The 24507-nt window shown below is 69.7% G+C and carries 18 protein-coding genes; 14 read left to right on the forward strand and 4 right to left on the reverse strand.

Going from position 1 to position 24507, the window contains the following annotated elements; all coding sequences use genetic code 11:
• The first annotated feature begins 29 nt into the window (after positions 1-29).
• Both rplA and G515_RS0105010 read left to right on the forward strand, forming a co-directional pair.
• The gene (gene rplA / locus G515_RS0105005; protein ID WP_084653113.1) at positions 30-743 is read left to right on the forward strand and encodes a 50S ribosomal protein L1; all 714 of its coding nucleotides are present in this window, start codon (positions 30-32) and stop codon (positions 741-743) included.
• A gap of 193 nt (positions 744-936) precedes the next feature.
• Positions 937-1782, forward strand: coding sequence for an SCO4651 family lipoprotein (locus tag G515_RS0105010; protein WP_157571007.1), 846 nt, complete (start codon positions 937-939; stop codon positions 1780-1782).
• Positions 1783-1849: 67 nt separating this feature from the next.
• Here the strand turns inward: G515_RS0105010 and G515_RS0105015 are convergent, their stop codons facing one another.
• Complete coding sequence (locus tag G515_RS0105015) at positions 1850-2596, reverse strand: ABC transporter permease (RefSeq protein ID WP_028659275.1); 747 nt, start codon at positions 2594-2596, stop codon at positions 1850-1852.
• Positions 2597-2908: 312 nt separating this feature from the next.
• On the opposite strand from G515_RS0105015, the gene rplJ reads away from it, so the two are divergent.
• Positions 2909-3490, forward strand: coding sequence for a 50S ribosomal protein L10 (gene rplJ, locus G515_RS0105020; RefSeq protein WP_028659276.1), 582 nt, complete (start codon positions 2909-2911; stop codon positions 3488-3490).
• A 119-nt stretch (positions 3491-3609) separates the two neighbouring features.
• Positions 3610-3999, forward strand: a complete 390-nt coding sequence (rplL, locus tag G515_RS0105025) for a 50S ribosomal protein L7/L12 (protein WP_028659277.1) — start codon at positions 3610-3612, stop codon at positions 3997-3999.
• A gap of 228 nt (positions 4000-4227) precedes the next feature.
• On the opposite strand, the gene G515_RS0105030 is transcribed toward rplL, so the two are convergent.
• The gene (locus tag G515_RS0105030) at positions 4228-5895 is read right to left on the reverse strand and encodes a GMC family oxidoreductase N-terminal domain-containing protein (RefSeq protein WP_028659278.1); all 1668 of its coding nucleotides are present in this window, start codon (positions 5893-5895) and stop codon (positions 4228-4230) included.
• 309 nt (positions 5896-6204) lie between these two features.
• Between G515_RS0105030 and rpoB the strand changes: the two genes are divergently transcribed.
• The 4 genes from rpoB to G515_RS0105050 all read left to right on the forward strand — a co-directional run bounded on the left by rpoB (position 6205) and on the right by G515_RS0105050 (position 16550).
• Complete coding sequence (rpoB, locus tag G515_RS0105035) at positions 6205-9663, forward strand: DNA-directed RNA polymerase subunit beta (protein WP_028659279.1); 3459 nt, start codon at positions 6205-6207, stop codon at positions 9661-9663.
• 95 nt (positions 9664-9758) lie between these two features.
• The gene (locus tag G515_RS0105040; RefSeq protein ID WP_028659280.1) at positions 9759-13604 is read left to right on the forward strand and encodes a DNA-directed RNA polymerase subunit beta'; all 3846 of its coding nucleotides are present in this window, start codon (positions 9759-9761) and stop codon (positions 13602-13604) included.
• A gap of 268 nt (positions 13605-13872) precedes the next feature.
• Complete coding sequence (locus G515_RS0105045) at positions 13873-15003, forward strand: NDMA-dependent alcohol dehydrogenase (RefSeq protein WP_028659281.1); 1131 nt, start codon at positions 13873-13875, stop codon at positions 15001-15003.
• Between the two features lie 116 nt (positions 15004-15119).
• Positions 15120-16550, forward strand: coding sequence for an aldehyde dehydrogenase family protein (locus tag G515_RS0105050; RefSeq protein ID WP_157571008.1), 1431 nt, complete (start codon positions 15120-15122; stop codon positions 16548-16550).
• Between the two features lie 67 nt (positions 16551-16617).
• Here the strand turns inward: G515_RS0105050 and G515_RS0105055 are convergent, their stop codons facing one another.
• Positions 16618-17679, reverse strand: a complete 1062-nt coding sequence (locus G515_RS0105055) for an AraC family transcriptional regulator (RefSeq protein ID WP_084653116.1) — start codon at positions 17677-17679, stop codon at positions 16618-16620.
• 208 nt (positions 17680-17887) lie between these two features.
• Here G515_RS0105055 and mftA point away from each other — a divergent pair, with 208 nt between their 5' ends.
• The 6 genes from mftA to mftF are packed head-to-tail and all read left to right on the forward strand — an operon-like array spanning position 17888 to position 23008.
• Positions 17888-17989 carry a mycofactocin precursor MftA gene (gene mftA, locus G515_RS23000; RefSeq protein ID WP_084653117.1) on the forward strand — a complete coding sequence of 34 codons (102 nt, stop codon included), beginning with the start codon at positions 17888-17890 and terminating at the stop codon, positions 17987-17989.
• 22 nt (positions 17990-18011) lie between these two features.
• Positions 18012-18311, forward strand: coding sequence for a mycofactocin biosynthesis chaperone MftB (gene mftB, locus G515_RS0105065; protein WP_245565215.1), 300 nt, complete (start codon positions 18012-18014; stop codon positions 18309-18311).
• A 50-nt stretch (positions 18312-18361) separates the two neighbouring features.
• Complete coding sequence (gene mftC / locus G515_RS0105070) at positions 18362-19633, forward strand: mycofactocin radical SAM maturase (protein WP_028659285.1); 1272 nt, start codon at positions 18362-18364, stop codon at positions 19631-19633.
• Between the two features lie 41 nt (positions 19634-19674).
• Positions 19675-20904, forward strand: coding sequence for a pre-mycofactocin synthase MftD (gene mftD, locus G515_RS0105075; RefSeq protein WP_051217892.1), 1230 nt, complete (start codon positions 19675-19677; stop codon positions 20902-20904).
• Positions 20901-21569, forward strand: a complete 669-nt coding sequence (gene mftE, locus G515_RS0105080) for a mycofactocin biosynthesis peptidyl-dipeptidase MftE (RefSeq protein ID WP_028659287.1) — start codon at positions 20901-20903, stop codon at positions 21567-21569. Before mftD ends, mftE begins: the two co-directional genes overlap by 4 nt.
• Positions 21566-23008, forward strand: coding sequence for a mycofactocin biosynthesis glycosyltransferase MftF (gene mftF / locus G515_RS0105085; protein WP_028659288.1), 1443 nt, complete (start codon positions 21566-21568; stop codon positions 23006-23008). The genes mftE and mftF overlap by 4 nt, the downstream gene beginning before the upstream one ends.
• Before the next feature lie 49 nt (positions 23009-23057).
• Here mftF and G515_RS19580 read toward each other — a convergent pair whose 3' ends face one another.
• Complete coding sequence (locus tag G515_RS19580; RefSeq protein WP_157571009.1) at positions 23058-24425, reverse strand: MFS transporter; 1368 nt, start codon at positions 24423-24425, stop codon at positions 23058-23060.
• Positions 24426-24507 lie beyond the last annotated feature (82 nt).

Raw genomic sequence — 24507 nt, forward strand, 5'->3', positions numbered from 1 at the left:
CACAATTCTTAACAGAGAAGAGAATCATCATGCAGCGCAGCAAGACCTACCGCGCGGCGGCTGAGGCGTTCGACAAGAACGAGCTCTACGCCCCGTTCCAGGCGATCAAGGTCGCCAAGTCGGTCAGCAAGAAGAAGTTCGACGAGACCGTCGACGTCGTCATGCGTCTCGGCGTCGACCCCCGCAAGGCGGACCAGATGGTGCGCGGCACCGTCAACCTGCCGCACGGCACCGGTAAGACCGCTCGGGTCCTCGTCTTCGCGAACGGCGAGAAGGCCGAGGCCGCCCGTGAGGCCGGCGCGGACGTCGTCGGTGGCGACGAGCTCATCGAGAAGGTCTCCGGTGGCTGGCTCGACTTCGACGCCGTCGTCGCGACCCCCGACATGATGGGCAAGGTCGGCCGTCTCGGCCGCGTGCTCGGCCCCCGCGGCCTGATGCCGAACCCGAAGACCGGCACGGTCACCCCCGACCCGGCCAAGGCCGTCACCGAGATCAAGGGCGGCAAGATCGAGTTCCGGGTCGACCGGCACGCCAACCTGCACTTCATCATCGGCAAGGCGTCCTTCGGTGAGACCCAGCTCGCGGAGAACTACGCCGCGGCGCTGGAGGAGATCCTCCGGCTCAAGCCGTCCAGCTCCAAGGGCCGCTACATCAAGCGCGTGACCGTCTCCACCACGATGGGTCCGGGCATCCAGATCGACCCCAACCGCACCAAGAACGTCGCGGCGGAGGACGAGGCCTGAGGCCACTCCCGCACCAACGCACGCCCGCCGCTCCTCGGAGCGGCGGGCGTTTGCGGTTTCCCTTCGAGGATGGTGTTGCTCACACCACCGGGCGACCCCGACCGCGGTTTGGGTGAGCGGGATGATGGGGATGACCCACGCGCGCGTCCGGCACCCGGACGCGCGCCCACCCGTCCTCGTGAAAGGCCCCCTCGTGCAGGTCACTGCTCCGCGGTTCCGTCGTACTCTCGCGGCCACCTCCGTTGCCGCCGTCCTCGCCCTCACCGCCGCGTGCGGTTCGGACGATGCCTCCTCAGGCTCCTCGGGGAGTGACGGCGCCGAGTCCACCAGCAGCACCGACTCCGGGGAGGCCACCGAGCTAGACCAGGGCGAGATCGGCCCGGCCGTGGTCGCGGCCCAGGAGGAGGCCGGCTCCTACGCCTTCGCAGTCACCGCAGAGGCCGCCCGTACTTCGACCGACGGCGAGGGGGAGGTGGAGCTCGACGGCGAGACCACCAAGCTCCGGCTGGACATGAACGGCATGGAGGTCATCAAGATCGGCGAGGACGCCTATGTGAAGGCATCCGGACAGATGGACACCGGCGGGAAGTACTTCAAGGTCGGACCCGCGGCCAAGGGCATCTGGCAGTTGCTGGGCGGTCAGCAGGACCCCGCCGACATGCTCAAGGTCATCGAGGACCCCAGCGAGTTCGAGGTCGTCGGCCACGAGGACCTCGGCGGTGTCGACACCGTGCACTACCGACTCGGGATCTCCCGTGACGCCTACCTGGCCGGGTTGGGCGAGGACAGCCCGCTGGCCCAGATGGGCGACATGGCCGCCAAGATGCTGCCCGAGATCGTCTACAACGACGTGTGGCTCAACGGCGAGGACCAGGTCCTCAAGTACACCAACACCCTCGAGATGAAGGTGCTCGGCAAGGAGCAGACCAGCAACACCGAGATGACCTTCAGCGACTACGGCTCCGACTTCGGCATCGAGGCGCCCGCTGCGGACCAGCTCACCGACGTCGACCCGTTCGCCGCCCTCACCAACCGCTGATCGGGCGCGTGTCCGGGCCGTGTCCGGGCGCAGGGACGAGCGCTGATCCGCCCCGCTGACCGACCGGTCAGCGGGGCGTTTCGGGCAGGTACGGCGTCCGCCCGGCCATCGTCGTCACCGTGCCTGCGGTGACCACCATCGCCAGCACCACGCCGGCCAGGACGACCAACTGGAAATTCGCGGCCTCGAGCGGACTGGCCCCGCCGAACAGGGCTCCGACGAAGGCGCCCGGCAAGGTGACCAGCCCGGTGGAACGGGTCTGGTCGAGGTTGGGCAGCACCGACTCCCGCACCGACGTACGACCCAGGTCCCGATGGGCCTGGGCCGGGGTCGCGCCCAGGGCCAACCAGCCCTCGAGCTCGTCGCGCCGGTCGATCGAGGACTGGACGAACCGCCGCCCGGACAATGTCGCCGCGCTCATCGCGGCACCGATCACGATGCCCGCGACGGCGATGATGTAGCGCGCCTCCCAGTCCACCAACCGCATCGCCAGGATCAGCCCGAGCGAGACGAACGCCCCCGCGAGCACCCCGGCCGTTGCGGTGCGCCGACGCCGCCACAGCCCGGCCGTGCGGGTGCCCGACGTCCACGAGGCGGTGGTCAGCATCAGGGCGACGAAGCCGAGCACCAGGTAGGGCGCGGCGAGCACGCCGCGCAGCAGCAGCGCCACCACCGCAAGCTGGACCCCCGCACGTACCAGCGCCCAGACCGGCTGCCAGCCCAACCCCGCCCCCAGCAGCCGGGCCAGGCCGGCGGTCACGAGCGCGAGCACGAGGAGGCCGGCGATGAGGTGGAGTTGGGGGAGGAGCTGCACCGCTTCATCGTGGCAGGAGTGGAGGCCGAGACGAGCCGGGCGCACGGGAGAATCGCGGGCTCCTGTGCGACTCTCAGGGGGCCGGCCAGGCCCGACGATTTGGTCGCGCCCCTGCCAGACCCCATACTTGTGTCTCGAAACCAGAGACCGCCGGTGATCAGGTGCGCATGCTCCCGATCGAAGGTTCCGCAGGATGTGGACGGCCAGCGTAGGTGAAGAGCAAGACATTCGTGTCCACGCCCTGAGCCTGCGCTCGGGGCGTTCGTCGTTCCGGGCCCTTCCCGACGATCTCGACAGTCCGGAAGGAGACCCATGGCGCGGGCAGACAAGCAGGCCGCCGTCGCGGAGATCGCTGAGCAATTCAGCGCCGCGTCCGGTGCCGTGCTGACCGAGTACCGCGGTCTCACCGTGGCGGAGCTGCAGCAGTTGCGGCGCTCGCTCGGCGAGAACGCCAACTACGCCGTGGTCAAGAACACGCTGACCAAGATCGCCGCCAAGCAGGTGGGGATCGAGGGTTTCGACGACCTGCTGACCGGCCCGACCGCGATCGCCTTCATCAACGGCGACGTGGTCGAGGCGGCCAAGGGTCTGCGTGACTTTGCCAAGGCCAACCCCGCTCTTGTGATCAAGGGCGGTGTCCTCGACGGTGCGCCGCTGAGCGCGAACGAGATCGGCAAGCTTGCTGACCTCGAGTCGCGTGAGGTGCTGCTGGGCAAGATGGCGGGCGCGATGCTCGCCAGCCTGACCCAGGCCGTCCAGCTGCTCAACGCCCCGATCGCCCAGGCCGCCCGTCTCGCGGGTGCGCTGCAGGCGAAGGCCGAGCAGGACCCCACGATCCTCGCAGGTGGTGCCGCCGAGCCGGCCGCCGCCGAGGAGGCTCCGGCCGAGGCCTGAGCCCGGCCCGCGCAGCATCTCGCTGCGTAGCACTGAGTTCGACCTCAGTCGACAACACCACCTGAAACCCGATCGGGCAGCGATACCTCTGCCCGGTCACCCGAGAAAGGACCGCCATCATGGCGAAGCTCACCACCGCCGAGCTGCTCGACGCGTTCAAGGAGATGACCCTCATCGAGCTCTCCGAGTTCGTGAAGGAGTTCGAGGAGACCTTCGGCGTCACCGCCGCCGCTCCGGTTGCCGTTGCTGCCGCCCCCGCCGCTGGTTCCGCTGACGGCGGCGACGCCGCTGCCGAGCAGGACAGCTTCGACGTCGTCCTCGACGCCGCCGGCGACAAGAAGATCAACGTCATCAAGGAGGTCCGCGCGCTGACCTCCCTCGGTCTCAAGGAGGCCAAGGAGCTCGTCGAGAGCGCCCCCAAGGCCATCCTCGAGGGTGTCGACAAGGACGCTGCTGCGAAGGCCAAGGACGCCCTCGAGGGCGCCGGCGCTACCGTCACCGTCAAGTGATCATCGCGGGCCTCGCCCGCGCATGACTCCGCGGCACGCGGCCCGGACCTCTCGGAGCGATCCTCCGAGGAGTCCGGCGCCGCGTCCGCAGACCGATCGGCAGGCCGCGTAGCGGTACCGCGATCGCCCGCCCGAGGGGCGGCCACCCATGGGTGGCCGCCCCTCGTGGCGTCTCCGGACCTGACCCCCGTCCCGGACCCGCCGGCGGCCTCTGCGCCGGTCCGCCGGCTACCGGTACGACGACGCCGCGGACCCGGTCATGAACTCGGCCACCCGTTCCCCGATCATCACGGCGGTGGCGGCCGGTCCGCGGCTGGGTACGTCGGGCAGGATCGAGGTGTCGGCGACCCGGAGGCCCTCGACCCCGTGGACCCGGCCGTACTGGTCGACGACCGCGCCCGGGTCGGAGGCGGGGCCCATCGCCGCCGTACCGGCCATGTGGATCGCGGTGCCCAGATGGCCCAGCGCCCACGCATCCAGCGCGCTGTCGAAGGTCAGGGTGCGATCGTCCAGCTCGGTGATCCGGTCGACCGACGGGGCGAACACCCGGGTGCGCAGGAGCGCTGCAGCGGTGCGCAGGCCCTCCCGCATCCGCTCGCGGTCGCGAGCCTCGCTCAGATAGTGGTAGTCCAGCCGGGGTCCGGTCCGCGGATCGTCGGTGGTCAGGGTGAGGTCGCCGCGGGCGTCCGCCTGCTGCACCGCGACCAGGAGGCCGAGGTCGCCGGCGTGTCGGGCCTGCCGCCACAGCCGCTTCTTGGAGGCTCCGCGAAGGTCCTTCGCGGCGTCCACCGGATGCGCGAGTACGGCGCGCGCGGCTGCCCCGGTGACGCTCATCGCCCGGCCCAGGGAGCGCAGCATGGGAAGGATCTCCAGGTCCCCCGGAGTGGTCGACCCGGACGCCGTCCAGTGCAGCACGCCCTCGAAGAGCCGGGCCGGGTCGGGTTCCTCCCATCGCTCGCCGGGGGAGAAGTTGAGGGTGATGTCCGGGTGGTCGCTGAACCGCTTGCCCACCCCCGGCAGGTCCTGCATCACCGGGACCCCGGCCGCCGCGAGCTCGTCGGCCGGGCCGATCCCCGAGAGCAGCAGCAGGTGCGGCGACTTGATCGCGCCGGCGGCCAGGACGATCTGCTCGGCCCGGACCTCCTTCAGCCGCCCGTCGTGCTCGACCACGACTCCCACCGCCCGCGTGCCCTCGAGGAGGACGCGATGCACGAGCGAGTCGCCGCGGATGGTGAGGTTGGGACGGTGGACGCGCACCGGGTTGAGATAGGCGAGCCCGGTGTTGATCCGGACGCCGTTCACGACGTTCTGCGGCAGTGGACCGTAGCCCTCCAGGGCGTCCATGTCGTTCTTGTCGGGGTCCTCCGGGAACCCCAGCTCGGCAGCAGCGGCGTAGAACGCCGTCGTCGCGGCGGCGGGCCGTTCGATCTCCCGGTGGACGGGGATCGGCCCGCCCGCGCCGTGCTGGGCCGAGTCGCCGTACAACAGGTCGTCCTCGAGTCGGCGGTACGCCGGCAGCACGGCCGCTGCCCTCCACGCCGGATTGCCCGCCGCTGCCCAGCGATCGCAGTCGGTGGTGCGCGCGCGCACGAAGTAGGCGCCGTTGAGTGTGGTCGAGCCGCCCAGCGTCCTGCCGCGGACGATCGAGTAGGGCAGGTCGGGCGTCAGGCGTGCGGGGAAGGACCAGTTGTAGCGGTGCCCGGGCGCCACTCCGGCGAGGCTGGCGGCGTCCAGGAGTTCTCGCGGGAAGTCCGCGGTCGTCGGGGCGTCCGGCCCGGCCTCGAGCAGCAACACCCTCCGGCCGGGATCCTCGCTGAGCCGCGCCGCCAGCACGGCCCCCGCAGCCCCGGCGCCCACCACGATCACGTCATACCCGCCACGTCCGCTGGGGGCCACCGCGCCACCTCCGGGTGAGCTTGCTGGGTCCGGTCCCCCCACCGTAGGCGGCCGCGGAAGCCGCGCGCACACCGGGCCGATCGGCCACGTCGTGCCGCGGTTCGCGGCCCTGCTCCTTGACCCGAGGGGGAGTCGTGGCCCATCATTCTGGGCAGGTCGCTCCGGAAGGGTGCGGCCAGTTTGAGTTGCGCGTCGTTTTCCACTAATGTGGCCGTTTGCGCACGCCCTCAGATGCCCGTCTGCCTGCCCGGTGGCTGATGGAGTGGTGGGCCGGCGCTCTCCACCTGTGAACCTGTCGAAGGATTCCTCTTGGCCGCGCGCAGCAGCAACCCTCGCCGCATTTCTTTCGCAAAGATCACCGAGCCTCTCGAGGTTCCCCAGCTCCTCTCCCTGCAGACCAGCAGTTTCGACTGGTTGGTCGGCAACGCCGCCTGGCAGACCCAGGTGCAGTCCCGCGTCGACGCGGGCGAGGACGTCAGCCCGAAGTCCGGTCTCGACGAGATCTTCGAGGAGATCTCCCCGATCGAGGACTTCTCCGAGACCATGTCGCTCTCCTTCGAGAACCCGGTCTTCTACGACCCCAAGTACACCGTCGACGAGTGCAAGGAGCGGGACTTCACCTACTCCGCTCCGCTCTACGTCTCCGCGGAGTTCACCAACAACGAGACCGGCGAGATCAAGGGCCAGACGGTCTTCATGGGCGACTTCCCGCTCATGACCGACCAGGGCACCTTCGTCGTCAATGGCACCGAGCGCGTGGTCGTCTCGCAGCTCGTCCGTTCTCCCGGCGCCTACTTCGAGCGCAGCGCGGACAAGACCTCCGACAAGGAGATCTACACCGCGAAGCTCATCCCGAGCCGCGGCGCGTGGCTCGAGTTCGAGATCGACAAGCGCGACCTGGTCGGCGTCCGCCTCGACCGCAAGCGCAAGCAGAACGTCACCGTGCTGCTCAAGGCCCTCGGCTGGACCAACGAGCAGATCCGGGAGGAGTTCGGCGAGTACGAGTCGATGATGCTCACCCTGGAGAAGGACTCCACCGAGACCCAGCGTGACGCCCTCCTCGACATCTACCGCAAGCTCCGTCCGGGCGAGCCGCCGACGGAGGAGGCCGCCCAGACGCTGCTGAACAACTACTACTTCAACCCCAAGCGCTACGACCTCGCCAAGGTCGGCCGCTACAAGATCAACAAGAAGCTCGGGCTCACCGAGGCCTTCGACCAGCAGACGCTGACCGTCGACGACATCGTTGCGGCGATCCGGTACGTCGTGGCGCTGCACGACGGCGCGACCGAGCTGGAGACCCCACAGGGCCTCATGCCGATCTCCGCCGACGACATCGACCACTTCGGCAACCGCCGGATGCGTACCCCGGGCGAGCTGATCCAGAACCAGCTCCGCACCGGCCTGGCCCGGATGGAGCGCGTCGTCCGTGAGCGGATGACCACCCAGGACGTCGAGGCGATCACGCCGCAGTCCCTGATCAACATCCGCCCCGTGGTCGCGGCGCTGAAGGAGTTCTTCGGCACCTCCCAGCAGAGCCAGTTCATGGACCAGAACAACCCGCTGGCCGGGCTGACGCACAAGCGGCGTCTCTCCGCGCTGGGCCCGGGTGGTCTGTCCCGTGACCGCGCCGGCATGGAGGTCCGTGACGTCCACCCGTCGCACTACGGCCGGATGTGCCCGATCGAGACGCCGGAAGGCCCCAACATCGGTCTGATCGGGTCGCTGGCCTCCTTCGGCCGGATCAACCCGTTCGGCTTCGTGGAGACCCCCTACCGCAAGGTCGTCGACGGCCAGGTCACCGAGCAGATCGACTACCTCACCGCCGACGACGAGGACCGCGTGGTCATCGCCCAGGCGAACGCCGTGGTCGACGACGCCGGCCGGTTCGTCGACGAGCGTGTGCTGGTCCGCCAGCGTGACGGTGAGGTCTCCGAGCTGCTGGCCGGCGAGGTCGACTACATCGACGTCTCGCCGCGCCAGATGGTCTCGGTCGGCACCGCGCTGATCCCGTTCCTCGAGCACGACGACGCCAACCGTGCGCTGATGGGCGCCAACATGCAGCGTCAGGCCGTCCCGCTGATCCGCACCGACAGCCCGCTGGTCGGCACCGGCATGGAGTACCGCGCCGCGGTCGATGCCGGCGACGTCTCGCTCGCCCAGAAGGCCGGCGTGGTCAAGGAGGTGTCCGCCGATCTCATCGAGGTGATGAACGACGACGGCACCTACTCCGCCTACCGCCTGGCCAAGTTCAAGCGCTCCAACCAGGGCAACTGCACCAACCAGCAGCCCCTGGTCGACGAGGGCGACCGGGTCGAGGTCGGTACGCCGATCGCCGACGGCCCGGCGACCCAGGGCGCCGAGCTGGCGCTGGGGTCCAACCTGCTGGTCGCGTTCCAGTCGTGGGAGGGCCACAACTACGAGGACGCCATCATCCTCAGCCAGCGCCTGGTGCAGGAGGACCTGCTCACCTCGATCCACATCGAGGAGCACGAGGTCGACGCCCGCGACACCAAGCTGGGCCCGGAAGAGATCACGCGGGACATCCCGAACGTCTCCGAGGAGATGCTGGCCGACCTCGACGAGCGCGGCATCATCCGCATCGGCGCGGAGGTCACCACCGGCGACATCCTGGTCGGCAAGGTCACCCCGAAGGGCGAGACCGAGCTGACCCCCGAGGAGCGCCTGCTGCGTGCCATCTTCGGTGAGAAGGCCCGCGAGGTCCGCGACACCTCGATGAAGGTGCCGCACGGTGAGTCCGGCACGGTCATCGGCGTCCGCGTCTTCGACCGTGAGGAGGGCGACGAGCTGCCCCCGGGCGTCAACCAGCTGGTGCGCGTCTACGTCGCGCAGAAGCGGAAGATCTCGGTGGGTGACAAGCTCGCCGGCCGCCACGGCAACAAGGGCGTCATCGCCAAGATCCTGCCCGTCGAGGACATGCCGTTCATGGAGGACGGCACCCCCGTCGACGTGCTGCTTAACCCGCTGGGTGTTCCGCGACGGATGAACATCGGCCAGGTGCTCGAGCTGCACCTCGGCTGGCTGGCCAAGCAGGGTTGGGATCTCAACGTCTCCGGCGACCAGTCCGAGGCGGACTGGAAGGATCGGCTGATCAAGATCCACGCCGACGTCGCGGAGCCGGGCACCAAGGTGGCCACTCCGGTCTTCGACGGTGCGCGCGAGGACGAGATCATCGGTCTGCTCGGTGCCGCCCGGCCCAACCGTGACGGCAACCGGCTCATCGACGAGACCGGCAAGGCCCGTCTCTTCGACGGCCGCTCCGGCGAGCCGTTCCCGGAGCCGGTCGCGGTCGGCTACATGTACATCCTGAAGCTGCACCACCTGGTGGACGACAAGATCCACGCGCGCAGCACCGGCCCCTACTCCATGATCACCCAGCAGCCGCTGGGCGGTAAGGCCCAGTTCGGTGGCCAGCGCTTCGGTGAGATGGAGGTCTGGGCGATGGAGGCGTACGGCGCCGCCTACGCCCTCCAGGAGCTGCTGACCATCAAGTCGGACGACGTCCCCGGCCGGGTGAAGGTCTACGAGGCCATCGTCAAGGGCGAGAACATCCCCGACTCGGGCATCCCGGAGTCCTTCAAGGTGCTCGTCAAGGAGATGCAGTCGCTGTGCCTGAACGTCGAGGTGCTCAGCCAGGACGGCTCGTCGATCGAGCTGCGTGACGCGGAGGACGACGTCTTCCGTGCCGCGGAGGAGCTCGGCATCGATCTGTCCCGGCGCGAGCCCAGCACGGTCGAAGAAGTCTGACCCACCACCCCGGTCCCGCGGCCCACGCCGCGGGACCGGGCGGGAGTCAGTCCAACAGTCTTTTCATCAGATCCAACCGAAGGACAGCAGCCAAAGTGCTCGACGTTAACTTCTTCGATCAGCTGAAGATCGGCCTGGCCACTGCGGACGAGATCCGCACCTGGAGCCACGGTGAGGTCAAGAAGCCGGAAACCATCAACTACCGCACCCTCAAGCCCGAGCGCGACGGCCTCTTCTGCGAGAAGATCTTCGGCCCGACCCGGGACTGGGAGTGCTACTGCGGCAAGTACAAGCGGGTGCGCTTCAAGGGCATCATCTGCGAGCGCTGCGGCGTCGAGGTGACCCGCTCCAAGGTGCGTCGTGAGCGGATGGGCCACATCGAGCTGGCCGCGCCCGTGACCCACATCTGGTACTTCAAGGGCGTCCCGAGCCGGCTCGGCTACCTGCTCGACCTCGCCCCGAAGGACCTGGAGAAGGTCATCTACTTCGCGGCGTACATGATCACCTCGGTCGACGAGGACGCCCGCCACCGCGACCTGTCCTCGCTCGAGGGCAAGGTCCAGCTCGAACGCGAGCGCCTGGAGAAGCGGCGTGACTCCGCCGTGGAGGACCGCGCCAAGAAGCTCGAGGAGGACCTCGCCGCGCTGGAGGCCGAGGGCGCCAAGTCCGACGCCAAGCGCAAGGTCAAGGACGGCGCCGAGCGGGAGATGAAGCAGCTCCGCGACCGCACCGACCGCGAGATCGCTCGCCTCGACGAGGTGTGGGACACGTTCAAGTCCCTCAAGGTCCAGGACCTGATGGGCGACGAGATGCTCTACCGGGAGATGAAGACCTGGTTCGGCAAGTACTTCGAGGGCCACATGGGCGCGACCGCGATCCAGAAGCGCCTCGAGAGCTTCGACGTCGAGGGTGAGGTCGAGTCGCTGCGCGAGACCATCGCGACCGGCAAGGGCCAGCGCAAGGTCCGCGCCCTGAAGCGACTCAAGGTCGTCGACGCCTTCCGCAAGACCGGCAACAAGCCGCAGGGCATGGTGCTGGACGCCGTCCCGGTCATCCCGCCGGACCTGCGCCCGATGGTGCAGCTGGACGGTGGCCGGTTCGCGACCTCCGACCTCAACGACCTGTACCGCCGGGTGATCAACCGCAACAACCGGCTCAAGCGCCTGCTCGACCTCGGCGCGCCGGAGATCATCGTCAACAACGAGAAGCGGATGCTCCAGGAGGCCGTCGACTCGCTGTTCGACAACGGTCGTCGTGGTCGTCCCGTCACGGGTCCGGGCAACCGCCCGCTCAAGTCGCTCTCCGACATGCTCAAGGGCAAGCAGGGTCGCTTCCGGCAGAACCTGCTCGGTAAGCGCGTCGACTACTCCGGTCGTTCGGTCATCGTGTCGGGTCCCCAGCTGAAGCTGCACCAGTGCGGTCTGCCGAAGACGATGGCGCTCGAGCTGTTCAAGCCGTTCGTGATGAAGCGTCTGGTCGACCTGAGCCACGCGCAGAACATCAAGTCGGCCAAGCGGATGGTCGAGCGCGAGCGTGCGGTCGTGTGGGATGTCCTCGAAGAGGTCATCACCGAGCACCCGGTCCTGCTCAACCGTGCGCCCACGCTGCACCGACTCGGCATCCAGGCCTTCGAGCCGCAGCTGATCGAGGGCAAGGCCATCCAGCTCCACCCGCTGGTGTGTGGCGCCTTCAACGCCGACTTCGACGGTGACCAGATGGCGGTGCACCTGCCGCTGTCCGCGGAGGCGCAGGCCGAGGCCCGCATCCTGATGCTCTCGACCAACAACATCCTCAAGCCGTCCGACGGCCGGCCGGTGACGATGCCGTCCCAGGACATGATCATCGGTCTGTTCTTCCTCACCACCGACCGTGCGGGCGAGCCGGGCGAGGGCCGTGCGTTCTCCTCCGCGGCCGAGGCGATCATGGCCTTCGACCGTCGCGAGATCACCCTCCAGAGCCGGATCCGGCTGCGGCTGACCGACCTGGTGCCGCCGGCCGACTTCGAGGCGCCCGAGGGCTTTGTCGAGGGCGAGCCGATCGTGCTCGAGACCACCCTGGGTCGGGTCTACTTCAACGACACCCTGCCGGCCGACTACCCCTTCGTGAACTACGAGGTGGGCAAGAAGCAGCTGGGTGCCATCGTCAACGACCTGGCCGAGCGCTACCCCAAGGTGGTCGTGGCCGCGTCGCTGGACGCGCTCAAGGACAACGGCTTCTACTGGGCGACCCGTTCGGGTGTCACCGTCTCGATCGACGATGTCACCACGCCGGGCAACAAGGCCGAGATCCTCGCCGACTTCGAGGCCAAGGCCGCGAAGATCCAGAAGCAGTTCGAGCGGGGTCTGGTCACCGACGAGGAGCGCCGTCAGGAGCTCGTCGAGATCTGGACCGAGGCCGCGAAGCTCGTCGGTGAGGCGATGGAGACCGCCTTCGACCGTCGCAACCCGATCTACATGCAGGTCATGTCGGGTGCCTCGGGTAACTTCAACCAGATCCGTCAGGTCGGCGCCATGCGTGGTCTGGTGGCCAACCCGAAGGGTGAGATCATCCCTCGCCCGATCAAGGCCAACTTCCGCGAGGGCCTCTCCGTGCTGGAGTACTTCATCTCCACCCACGGTGCCCGCAAGGGTCTGGCGGACACCGCGCTGCGGACCGCCGACTCCGGTTACCTCACCCGTCGTCTGGTCGACGTGTCGCAGGACGTCATCATCCGTGAGGAGGACTGCGGCACCGAGCGTGGCTTCATGGTCGACATCACCAGCGAGGACGTGGAGACCACGGCGTACGCCCGGACCGCGGCCGTCGAGATCCAGCACCCGGAGTCCGGCGAGGTCATCGCCGCCGCCGGCGAGGACATCGGCGACGTCAAGATCGCCGAGCTGGTGGCTGCCGGCATCGACGAGATCAAGATCCGCTCGGTGCTGACCTGTGAGGCGCTCACCGGCACCTGCGCCAAGTGCTACGGCCGCTCGCTGGCCACCGGCAAGCTGGTCGACATCGGTGAGGCCGTCGGCATCATCGCGGCCCAGTCCATCGGTGAGCCCGGCACCCAGCTGACCATGCGGACCTTCCACACCGGTGGTGTGGCCTCGGCCGACGACATCACCCAGGGTCTGCCGCGCGTCGTGGAGCTCTTCGAGGCCCGTACCCCGAAGGGTGTCGCCCCGATCTCCGAGGCGGCCGGACGGGTCGAGATCGAGGAGACCGACAAGGCCCGCAAGGTGCTGGTCACCCCCGACGACGGTTCCGAGGTGAAGGAGTACGTCGTGTCCCGTCGTGCCCGCCTCAACGTCGTCGACGGCGGCCACGTGGGCGTCGGTCACCCCCTCACGGTCGGCACGCCCGACCCGAAGGAGGTCCTGCGGATCCTCGGTGTGCGCAGCACCCAGAAGCACCTCGTCGACGAGGTCCAGGGCGTCTACAAGAGCCAGGGTGTGGCCATCCACGCCAAGCACATCGAGATCATCGTGCGGCAGATGCTGCGCCGGATCACGGTGCTGGAGTCCGGCGACACCCACCTGCTGCCCTCCGACCTGGCCGACCGGGCCAAGTTCGAGTCGGAGAACCGCAGGGTGGTCTCCGAGGGCGGCAAGCCGGCCTCGGGTCGTCCGGAGCTGATGGGCATCACCAAGGCCTCGCTCGCCACCGAGTCGTGGCTCTCGGCGGCCTCCTTCCAGGAGACCACCCGGGTGCTCACCGACGCGGCGATCAACGGTCGTTCCGACTCCCTGCGGGGTCTGAAGGAGAACGTCATCATCGGTAAGCTCATCCCGGCCGGCACCGGTCTGGAGCGCTACCGCAACGTTCGCGTCGAGCCGACCGAGGAGGCCCGCGCCAAGGCGTACGCCGTCACCGGCTACGACTCCTACGACTACGAGTTCGGCACCGAGGCCCAGGCCGTCGCCCTCGACGACTTCGACTTCGGTTCCTACCAGAGCTGAGTCGATCCGGTCCCGGACAAGGGCCCGTCTCCCGTGGGGGAGGCGGGCCCTTCGCCGTCTGGAAGTCAATCGTGGTTCACATCGGTCAGCGCCGCCCGAGGCCGCCTCGGCATGGCCGTTAATGCCGGTGCGACGTCCGTTCGTGCACTGGAAGGAGTGATCACCCGTCTCTATGGTCAGAGGCGCCGGAGTGTGACGCAGATCATGTTCACTTCCGGTTCCTCGCCCACGTCCCCGAGCGTGGGCCATTCGACACAGCGAGGTGGAGATGAAGGTCAAGGCAGCCGTCCTGAACGAGGTGGGAGCGAAGTGGGAGATCGAGGAGGTCGAGCTCGGTGATCCCATCTCCGGCGAGGTGCAGGTCCGCCTGGCCGCCTCCGGCCTGTGCCACTCCGACGATCACCTGAGGACCGGGGCCACGCCGCTGCCGTTCTACCCCGCCCTCGGCGGCCACGAGGGCGCCGGTGTCGTGACCAAGGTCGGCCCCGGGGTGACCCAGTTCAAGGAGGGTGACCACGTCATCCTCGCCTTCGTCCCCGCCTGCGGCACCTGTGAGCCCTGCTCGCGCGGCATGCAGAACCTGTGCGACTACGGCGCCTTCGGCCTCACCGGCCAGTCCATCGCCGACGGCAGCCATCGGGTGACCAACTCAAAGGGGCAGCCGGTGCTGCCGATGTGCCTGCTGGGCACCTTCGCGCCGTACGTCACCGTCCACCAGTCCTCGGTGATCAAGATCGAGGACGACATCCCGCTGGACAAGGCCGCCCTGCTCGGTTGCGGGGTGTCCACCGGCTGGGGATCGGCCGTCGACATCGGCGAGACCAGGGCCGGCGAGACCGTGGTGGTCATGGGTGTGGGCGGCGTCGGCATCAACGCCGTGCAGGGCGCGGCCGCGGCCGGTGCGAGGTTCGTGATCGCGGTCGACCCGGTGGAGTTCAAGCGCACCAAGGCGCTCGAGCTGGGCGCCACCCACGCGTTCGCCAGCATGGACGAGGCGGCAGCGGCCCTGCCCGACCTCACCTGGGGACACCTCGCCGATCTGGTGGTGATCACCGTCGGAGTCATCGAGGGCGCCTACGTCGGCCAGGCCCTGGCGCTGACCGCCAAGGGCGGCCGCGTCGTGGTCACCGGCATGGGTGACGTGCTGGACGAGGACGTCAAGATCAACCTGTTCGACCTCGCGGCGATGCAGAAGCGGGTGCAGGGTGCCATCTTCGGTGGCATCAGCCCCCGCACCCAGATCCCCAACCTGCTCCGGCAGTACCGCAGCGGTGTGCTCAAGCTGGACGAACTGGTGAGCGCCGAATACCGCCTCGAGGAGATCAACCAGGGGTACGACGACATGCTGGCCGGCCGCAATCTGCGCGGCATCATCCGCTACACCGAAGCCGACTACTGAGCCGAAGGCGCGCGCGTGTCGTGCCCGCTGGCGCGGGCCAGGGGCGCGGGGCGCGCGCACCGCTTCCGCGTCGAGCCATCCGATCATCAGCAACACCCGAGAAGGAGCCGGTCACTGTGATCAAGCACCACGACATCTACAACGACGGACAGTGGACACCCTCGCACGGCACGACCACCAGCCCGGTGATCAACCCCGCCACCGACGAGACCATCGCGGAGGTCGTCAACGGCACCGCCGGTGACGTCGACCTGGCGGTCGCGAGTGCGCGTGCCGCGTTCCCGGCCTGGTCGCAGACCCCGCCGGACAAGCGGGCGGCGTTCATGGGGGCCATCGCGGAGAAGTTGGTCGAGCGCCAGGAGGAGCTCGCCGCGGTCGTCACCTCCGAGATGGGCTCCCCGCTGAGCTTCGCCAGGGCCGCCCAGATCCCGCTGCCGATCAACAGCTTCGCCAAGGCGGCGCAGATCGGCGCCACCTACGAGTACGAGTCGGACTTCAACGGTTCGCTGGTGGTCCGGGAGCCGTACGGCGTGGTCGGCGCGATCACCCCGTGGAACTACCCCCTCCACCAGATCGCGCTCAAGGTCGCCTTCGCGATGGCCGGCGGCAACACCGTCGTGCTCAAGCCGTCCGAGATGACCCCGCTGATCGCGCTCAAGCTGACCGAGATCATCCACGAGGTCGGGCTCCCGGCCGGCGTGTTCAACCTGGTCCCCGGCACCGGTCCGGAGGTAGGCGAGGCGATCGCCGGCCACCCGGGTGTCGACCTGGTGACCTTCACGGGCTCGACCCGGGCCGGCCGGCGGGTCGCCGAGGTGGCGGCTGCCACGGTCAAGAAGGTGGCCCTGGAGTTGGGCGGCAAGAGCCCCAACGTCATCCTGCCGGGCACCGACCTGACCCAGGCGATCCCGGCCGCGCTGGGGGCCGCGTTCATCAACTCCGGCCAGACCTGTACGGCGCTCACTCGCCTGATCGTGCCGGCCGAGCAGGCCGCGGAGGTCGAGCAGATCGCCAAGACGGCGGTGGCGGCGTTCGCAGTGGGCGACCCGACCGCGGAGACCACCGTGCTCGGCCCGCTGTCCTCCCGACGCCAGCAGCAGCGCGTGCTCGGCTACATCGAGAAGGGCATCGCCGAGGGCGCCCGTCTGGTCGCCGGCGGCCCCGAGCCGGTGGAGGGGGTCGAAGGCAGCTATGTCCGGCCCACGATCTTCGCCGACGTCACACCGGAGATGACGATCTTCCGGGAGGAGATCTTCGGCCCCGTGCTGGCGATCAGCACCTACTCCTCGGAGGAGGAGGCCGAGACCCTCGCCAACGACACCGACTACGGCCTGGCCGGCGGTGTCTGGGCCGGCGACGAGGAGCGCGCTCGGCAGTTCGCGAAGCGGATCCGCGCCGGTCAGGTGTCGGTCAACGAAGGCTCCTTCAACCTGGACGCCCCGTTCGGCGGCTACAAGCAGTCCGGGATCGGTCGTGAGGCGGGCCTCTACGGCTTCGAGGAGTTCCTCGAGGTCAAGTCGATCCAGCAGCCCCAGGCCAAGGCCTGACCCACCGGTTCGCCGACCATCGATGTCCCCGGGGCGCGGTCCCGGGGACATCGGTGCGTCCGGAGGCTCAGCCGGGCGGGGTGGGCGGTCGGCGCCAACGCCGCAGCGCCCGCAGGAAGCTGGACTGATCCTGGTAGCCCAGCTCCAGCGCCACCCGGGAGGTCGGCAGTCCCTGACGGTCGATGAGCTCCACCGCGAGGCTCTGACGTACCTCCTCGGCGATGGCGCGATAGCTCGTGCCCTCCTGGGCGAGCTGCCGCCTCAGCGTGCGGGGAGACAGGCGCAGCTCGCGTGCCACCGACTCCATCCCGCGCCGAAGTCCTCCGGAGAGCAGTCGGGCCCGAACCCGCGCGGCCGCACCTGTGCGTCCGCGGCGGCGGTTCAACAGCTGGTCGCACTGGGCGAGAGCATCGCGGGCGGTGAGGGGATCGGCCTGGGGCAACCTCGCGTGCAAGTACGCCGCGTCGAAGCAGAGCTCGGTCCGCTCGGCGTCGAAGCGGACGGGGACGCCGTAGTAGTCCTCCAGCCGGGTCGGATCGGTGCTGGGGTGCGCCAGGTGCACCTCGGTGAGCGGGACCCGGGCCGGGTCGCCGAGCATCTCCCGCTGCATGGACAGCGAGGCCGCCATGTCACGCTCTGCCACGAACCTGCGGATGTCCGCCGGGGCACCGCGTGGGTCGAAGGTGAGGCGGACGGTGTCCTCCTCGTCGAGCTCGGAGCTGATCGTGGTGAAGGCGAAGGACAGCTCGGCGTAGTCGAGAGCGACCTTGGTGGCGACGGGGACGTCGGCGCAACTGAGCAGCGCGAGTCCGTAGATCCCGAACGTGGTCAGGTGGTAGCGGCTGCCCACGTCCGTGCCGAGCCCGGGCCTGTCGAGGTGACGCAGCACATTGCGGATGGCCGCGATCTCCTGGTGCGCCTCGACGAGGGTCGCGGTGTCGGCCAACGCCTCCCTGGTCAGCCCGGTGTCGCGCAGGCACTCCTCGGCCGGGAGACCCTCCGCCTCCGCGAACCGCGCGAGCAGGGCGGTACCCCCGACGCCACGGGGGTGATCCCAGTCGTGGGTGGTCGCAGCGATCCGGCGGGCCGTCTCCCGACCGGAGGGCGTCGGCATTGGTGGGTTGCTCATGGTGTCCGTCCCAGGCAGCGCAATGCTCCTGGCAGGACATTAGCCAGCGCCCGGTGCAGATGGCCAGTGAAGCCCAGTCCGCGGCCACTCGTGCACTCCGGTGGGGCGCTTCACCCCCGCTGCCCTCGATGGCTAGAGTGACCTACGTCGCGGGGCTGGCGTAGGCTCCGAACGGAGTTCATCCCGATCGAGCCGAGAGGACGTCACCATGACCGACCCGATGCAGCACGAGGACGAGCAGAGCACCGACCTGACCGCGGAGAGCCTCATCGAAGAGGTCTCGATCGACGGTATGTGTGGGGTCTACTGAGCCCGAGAGCTCACCTTCCGACATGCCCGCCACCGTGCCCTCGGCGGAGATGACCGAGACCGAGCTGCTCGACCGTGCGTGGGAGCTGTCCTCCTCCGTGGCCCTTCGGCCCGAGCCGTTCGGCGCGCTCGCCTACCACTTCGGCAACCGGAGACTGACCTTCCTCAAGCGGCCGGAACTGGTGACGCTGGTGCGCGCCCTGGCCGAGCATCCGGACGCGCGTAGCGCGCTGGCGGCCACCGGCGTCCCCGAGCAGCAGTGGGGTGGCTACGCCGCAGCACTGCGGGGGCTGGCGGCCGCCGACATGATCCGGCTCCGCTGACCCTGCCCCCATCAGCTGGGGCGTCGCCGCCCCGACCATCAGGAGAATCGATGACCATCCTGGAAGACCGGCCGGTCCGGGCCCGCCCCGAGGGCGGCACCCTGCTGGAGCAGTTCGAGTTCGGTCTCGACGCGCCCATCTGCCTGACCTGGGAGCTGACCTACGCCTGCAACCTGGAGTGTGCCCACTGCCTCTCCTCGAGCGGACGCCGTGACCCGCGTGAATTGAGCACCGAGCAGTGCGAGGCGGTGATCGACGAGCTCCAGCGGATGCAGGTCTTCTACGTCAACATCGGCGGCGGTGAGCCGACCGTGCGTCCCGACTTCTGGCACCTGGTCGAGTACGCCGTCGCTCACGACGTGGGGGTGAAGTTCTCCACCAACGGGGTGCGCCTCACCCCGGAGCGGGCGGCCTGGCTGGCGGCGACCGACTACGTCGACGTCCAGATCTCCCTCGACGGCGCCACCGCGGAGGTCAACGACCACGTCCGCGGTCCGGGCTCCTACGACACCGCGATCGCAGCGCTGCGCAACCTGCACGAGGCGGGCTTCCGCGACGCGAAGCTCAGCGTCGTGTGCACCCGGCAGAACATCGGTCAGCTCGACGAGTTCAAGGCGATCGCCGACCAGTACGGCGCCACCCTCCGGCTGACCCGGCTGCGTCCCTCCGGGCGGGGTGCCGACGTCTGGGACGAGCTGCACCCGCTCCCCGAGCAGCAGCGGGTCCTCTATGACTGGCTGGTCGCGCACGGCGAGGGTGTCCTCACCGGCGACTCCTTCTTCCACCTCGCCCCGTTCGGGGAGAAGCTGCCGGGCCTCAACCTGTGCGGTGCCGGCCGGGTGGTCTGCCTGATCGACCCGATCGGTGACGTCTACGCCTGCCCGTTTGCGATCCACGACGAGTTCCTCGCCGGCAACCTGCTCACCGACGGCGGGTTCCAGCGGGTGTGGCAGAACTCCGAGCTCTTCGCCGAGCTGCGTGAGCCGCAGACCGGCGGCGCCTGCTCCTCGTGCCAGTTCTTCGACTCCTGCCGCGGCGGCTGCATGGCGGCGAAGTTCTTCACCGGACTTCCGCTCGACGGTCCCGACCCCGAGTGCGTGCAGGGCTTTGGTGAGCAGGCGCTGGAGGGGCTGGGCGATCAGCGTCGCCTACCGGCGTCCAGCCAGGACCACAGCCGGCTGGTGCCGGGACGCAACGAACCGGTGATGCTCCAGTTGCGCCGACGCGAGGAGATCGAGGCGGGGCTCACCTCGGGCCAGGCCGCGCCGCCGGTCTCGGCCTGCGCCGAGAGTCCGCTGGCCGGCTTCACCCCCTCAGCCTGACCCCTCCGCCTGACCCACCCGCACAACCGAGAGGACACCCCGTGGCGCGCCCTGAGTGGCTGAACAAACTGGAGAATCCCTGGAGGCAGAACCCCTGGTTCGAGTCGGTGGCGGTGGCCCAGCAGCGGGCTCGCAAGCGGCTGCCGAAGCCGGTGTACATGGCGCTCGTCGCGGGTTCGGAGCGGGGCCAGACCATCGAGGACAACCAGCGCGCCTTCACCGAGCTCGGGTTCGCCCCACATGTGGCGGGTCACCATGCGGAGCGGTCGATGTCCCGCACCGTCCTGGGGCAGGAGATCAGCCTCCCGGTGATCATCAGCCCGACCGGTGTCCAGGCCGTGCACCCCGACGGCGAGGTGGCAGTCGCCCGGGCCAGCGCCGCCCGGGGCACGATCACCGGTCTGTCCAACTTCGCCTCGAAGTCCGTGGAGGAGGTGACCGCGGCCAACCCCAACACCTTCTTCCAGATGTACTGGACCGGCGACCGCGACGTCATGGTCCAGCGGATGCAGCGCGCGCACGCGGCCGGGGTCAAGGGCCTGATGGCCACCCTGGACTGGTCCTTCTCGATGGGCCGCGACTGGGGCAGCCCCGAGATCCCGGAGAAGGTCGACCTCAAGACCGCGATCCGGTTCGCGCCGCAGGTGGCCACCAAGCTCCGCTGGATGTGGCTCTTCGGCAAGGAGATGGAGATCCCGGACCTGACCGCGCCCAACCTGGCGCCGCCGAACGGCGGGGCCGCGCCGACGTTCTTCGGTGCCTACTACGAGTGGATGACCACGCCGCCGCCGAGCTGGGACGACGTGGCCTGGATGCGCCAGACCTGGGCGGACCTGTCCGGGACGCCGTTCCTGCTCAAGGGGGTGTGCCGCGTCGACGACGCGAAGCGCGCCGTCGACGCCGGGGTCGATGCGATCTCGGTCTCCAACCACGGCGGCAACAACCTGGACGGCACGCCGGCCACGATCCGCGCACTCAAGCCGGTGGCGGACGCGGTCGGTGACCAGATCGAGGTTCTGCTCGACGGTGGAGTCCGCCGCGGTTCGGACGTCGTCAAGGCGCTCGCGCTCGGTGCGCGGGCGGTGATGATCGGGCGCGCCTACCTGTGGGGCCTGGCCGCGAACGGGCAGGCGGGGGTGGAGAACGTCCTGGACATCTTCTCCTCCGGCATCGCCTCGGCGCTGCTCGGCCTGGGCAAGACCTCCATCGACGAGCTGTCCCCGGACGACCTCGTCATCCCCGACGGGTTCTTCCGAGACCTCGGGGAATGATCCTGCGCGACGCCACCTGGTCGGGTGCCTCGGCAGTCCGCACCGTGGTGGTGCCGGTCGGAGCCCTGGAACAGCACGGTCCGCATCTGCCGCTCGACACCGACGCCGTGATCGCCGAGGCGGTCGCGGCGCGGGTGGCCGGGCACCTGGAGGCGTGTCTGGCCCCGGTCGTCGCCTACGGCGCCAGCGGGGAGCACCAGGCCTTCGCCGGCACCCTGTCCATCGGCACCGAGGCACTGACCTCGGTGCTGGTGGAACTGGCCCGGTCGGCCACCACGTGGGCCGACCGGGTGGTGCTCGTCAACGGCCACGGCGGCAACCTCGAGGCGGTTCACCGGGCGGCGACACTGCTGCGACGGGAGGGCCGTGAGATCGCCTGGGCGCCGTGCGCCCCCCGGCGCCCAGGGGACGCGCACGCGGGCCGCACCGAGACCTCCGTGATGCTCCATCTCGACCCGGCACGAGTGAAGGTGGAGGCCGCCGAACCCGGCTGCCTCGCCCCGCTCGCGGACCTGTTGCCCGAGCTGCGGGCGGGTGGGGTGGCCGCAGTCTCCCCGAACGGCGTCCTCGGCGACCCCAGCGGAGCCACCGCCGAGGAGGGTGCCCAGATCCTGGAGGAGATGGTGGCGGGCGTGCTCGGCCGGCTCGGCGCCCACGTCGGATGAGCGGTCGACCGCGGCCTCGACGGCTGCCGGACGGTGCCACTGTCCGGATCCGCACCGACATCACCCGGCTTGACGGCGGCCGGCTGCTGATCGGAGGGTCACCGCTGCGGGCGCTCCGGCTCCCCGAGTCCCTGGCTGCCTGGGCCGCGTCCGAGGAGCCGACCGTGCGGGATGCCGCGACCGCGGACCTGGCGGCCCGGCTGCTGGCCGGGAACCTGGCCGATCCGACACCACCGGTTCCCGTCGACGCGGGGGAGCTCACGGTGGTGATCCCGGTCCGCGACCGGGCCGAGCAGCTCGACCGGGCGCTGGCCGCCCTCGCGGGGCTCGCGGTGGTGGTCGTCGACGACGCCTCGCACGAACCCGAAGCGGTGCATGCCGTGGTGACCCGGCACGGAGCGGAACTGGTCGTCCTCACCGAGAATCTGGGTCCGGCGGGCGCCCGCAACGCCGGGCTGGCCCGGGTGCGTACTGCGTACGTCGCCTTCGTCGACTCCGATCTGGTGGTGGCTCCGGAGACGCTGCGTGCCGTGGCCGGACACCTCGGCGACCCCCAGGTCGTGCTGGTCGCCCCGCGGGTGCGCGGGCGGCGACCCGGCACCCGTGCCCCCCGCTGGTTCGAGCGGTACGACGCGGCCGCGTCCTCGCTCGACCTGGGTGGCCGGGGCGGGTCGGTGCAGCCGGGCGCGGCGGTCTCCTACCTGCCCTCCGCCTGCCTGGTCGCTCGGGTGGAGGCGCTCGGCGAGGGGTTCCGCGCCGACCTGCGGGCGGGGGAGGACGTCGATCTGGTCTGGCGATTGGTCGGGGCCGGCCGGACGGTGCGCTACGACCCCTCCCACGAGGCGGCCCACGACGTCCGCGACACGGCCCGCGGGTGGCTCGGCCGGAAGGTCGTCTACGGATCCAGCGCGGCCGAGCTCGCCGCCCGGCACGGTCAGGCGGTGGCGCCCGCCGTCCTCTCGCCGGTGATGGCGGTGGCCGGCGCCGCGATCCTGCTGTGCCGCCCGTGGGCGGTCCCGGTGGCCCTGCTCGCGACCGCGTGGAGCGCCCGCCAGGTCGCCGGCACCCTGCCGGCGGTGCCCGGGCGGACCCGTCTGGCCGCCGAGCTGGCCCTGCGTGGTCTGGGCTGGGCGGTGCGCCAGGAGGCCACCCTGCTGCTCCGGCACTGGTGGCCGGCGGTCGTACCGGCTGCGATCGCCAGTGCGGCGGTACGACGGGCGGTCGGCACCGCGCTGCTGATCGACACCGCGGTGGCGCTCACCCTCGACCGCCCCGACCCGGTGGCCGGCGTACGGCTCGACCCCGCCACCCGCGTGCTCGGCCGCCGGCTGGACGACCTCGCCTATGGCGCGGGGGTGTGGCTCGGCGCTGCCCGACGGCGCTCCCTCGCCTGTCTCCGTCCCCGGATCGTCCGCTCCTCCTCCGGTCAGCAGGGCTAGTCCGGACGAGGCGGGGGCGCCGCGACGGCAACGAGGGGTGGATCAGGCCTCAGTCGACCTCGTCGAGCGAGGTCTTACCGGTCTCCTTGCCCAGGATCAGGGCGATGAGGGTGAGGACGGCCATCGAGGAGAGGTAGACGCCGACCAGGGCGGGGGATCCGTCGCCGGACTTCCACAGCGCCACGGCGATGAAGGGGGCGACGGCGGCGCCGAGGATGGAGCTCATGTTGTAGGAGATGCCGGAGCCGGTGTAGCGGACGCTGGTCGGGAAGAGCTCCGGGAGCAGGGCGCCCATCGGCCCGAAGGTGAGGCCCATCAGGGTGAAGCCGATGACCAGCCAGAGCACGACGCCGACGGTGCCGAGGTCGATGAGGGGCACCCAGACCAGGCCGAAGACGATGATGCCGGTGGTCACGCAGATCAGGGTGCGGCGACGGCCGTACTTGTCGGCGAGGGGCCCGGAGACGAGGGTGAACAGGGCGAAGAAGAGGACGCCGAAGATCAGCATCAGCACGAACGTGGTGTAGCTGTAGCCGAGCCCGGGCACCGCGGCGTCGGTCGCGGTGCGGCCGAAGCTCAGCGAGAACGTGGTCATCAGGTAGAAGAGCACGTAGGTGGCGAGCATGAAGAAGGTGCCGAGCACCAGCTGCTTGGTGTGCGTGCGGAAGACGGTTGCCAGCGGGAGCTTCTGGACCAGCCCTGCCTCACGGGTCTTGGTGAACGTCTCGCTCTCGACCAGCCGCAGGCGCACCCACAGGCCGACGGCGACCATGACGGCGGAGAACACGAACGGGATCCGCCAGCCCCAGTCCAGGAACGCCTGGGAGGGGGAGGAGGGGTCGGATGCCGCCGAGGGGAGCGCCAGGGCGATGATCAGGAACAGACCGTTGGCCAGGATGAAGCCCAGCGGCGCACCGAGCTGGGGGAAGGTGCCGAACAGGGCGCGCTTGCCCTCAGGTGCGTTCTCGGTCGCCACCAGAGCGGCACCGCTCCACTCGCCGCCGAGCGCGAAGCCCTGCGCGATCCGCATCAGCACGAGCAGCGCCGTGGCGATCCATCCGACCGAGTGGTACGTCGGCAGTAGGCCGATCAGGATGGTGGCGATGCCCATGGTGAGCAGGGAGATCACCAGGGTGGTCTTGCGCCCGAGCCGGTCACCGAGGTGGCCGAAGAAGATCGCACCGATCGGGCGGGCGACCATCGCGGCACCGAAGACCGCGAAGGAGGAGAGCAGCGCGGTGGTGGGGTCGCCCTCGGGGAAGAAGAGGGCGGGGAAGACCAGGACTGCGGCGGTCGCGTAGACGTAGAAGTCGTAGAACTCGATCGTCGTGCCGATGAGGCTGGCGATGAGCACCCGCGAGCGGGGATTGACCGGGGTCTGGGCGGTGGCGGTGCTGGAGTCGGATGCGACGGACAAGGGAGGGACTTTCACGCGAGCACGGAGGATGGGGACGCCGACCGTGCCGGGTTCCGGCCCGGGCGGCGCCTCACGTTCGCAC

It is taken from the genome of Nocardioides insulae DSM 17944 (assembly GCF_000422825.1).
GTDB classification, from domain to species: domain Bacteria; phylum Actinomycetota; class Actinomycetes; order Propionibacteriales; family Nocardioidaceae; genus Nocardioides; species Nocardioides insulae.

Bases quoted from the DNA above. Each gene is read 5' to 3' on its own strand.
- rplJ (WP_028659276.1), top strand. From the start codon at position 2,909: ATGGCGCGGGCAGACAAGCAGGCCGCCGTCGCGGAGATCGCTGAGCAA.
- G515_RS0105055 (WP_084653116.1), bottom strand. From the start codon at position 17,679: ATGAGCAACCCACCAATGCCGACGCCCTCCGGTCGGGAGACGGCCCGC.
- mftA (WP_084653117.1), top strand. From the start codon at position 17,888: ATGACCGACCCGATGCAGCACGAGGACGAGCAGAGCACCGACCTGACC.
- rplL (WP_028659277.1), top strand. From the start codon at position 3,610: ATGGCGAAGCTCACCACCGCCGAGCTGCTCGACGCGTTCAAGGAGATG.
- mftF (WP_028659288.1), top strand. From the start codon at position 21,566: ATGAGCGGTCGACCGCGGCCTCGACGGCTGCCGGACGGTGCCACTGTC.
- mftB (WP_245565215.1), top strand. From the start codon at position 18,012: ATGCCCGCCACCGTGCCCTCGGCGGAGATGACCGAGACCGAGCTGCTC.
- mftE (WP_028659287.1), top strand. From the start codon at position 20,901: ATGATCCTGCGCGACGCCACCTGGTCGGGTGCCTCGGCAGTCCGCACC.
- rplA (WP_084653113.1), top strand. From the start codon at position 30: ATGCAGCGCAGCAAGACCTACCGCGCGGCGGCTGAGGCGTTCGACAAG.
- mftC (WP_028659285.1), top strand. From the start codon at position 18,362: ATGACCATCCTGGAAGACCGGCCGGTCCGGGCCCGCCCCGAGGGCGGC.
- G515_RS0105045 (WP_028659281.1), top strand. From the start codon at position 13,873: ATGAAGGTCAAGGCAGCCGTCCTGAACGAGGTGGGAGCGAAGTGGGAG.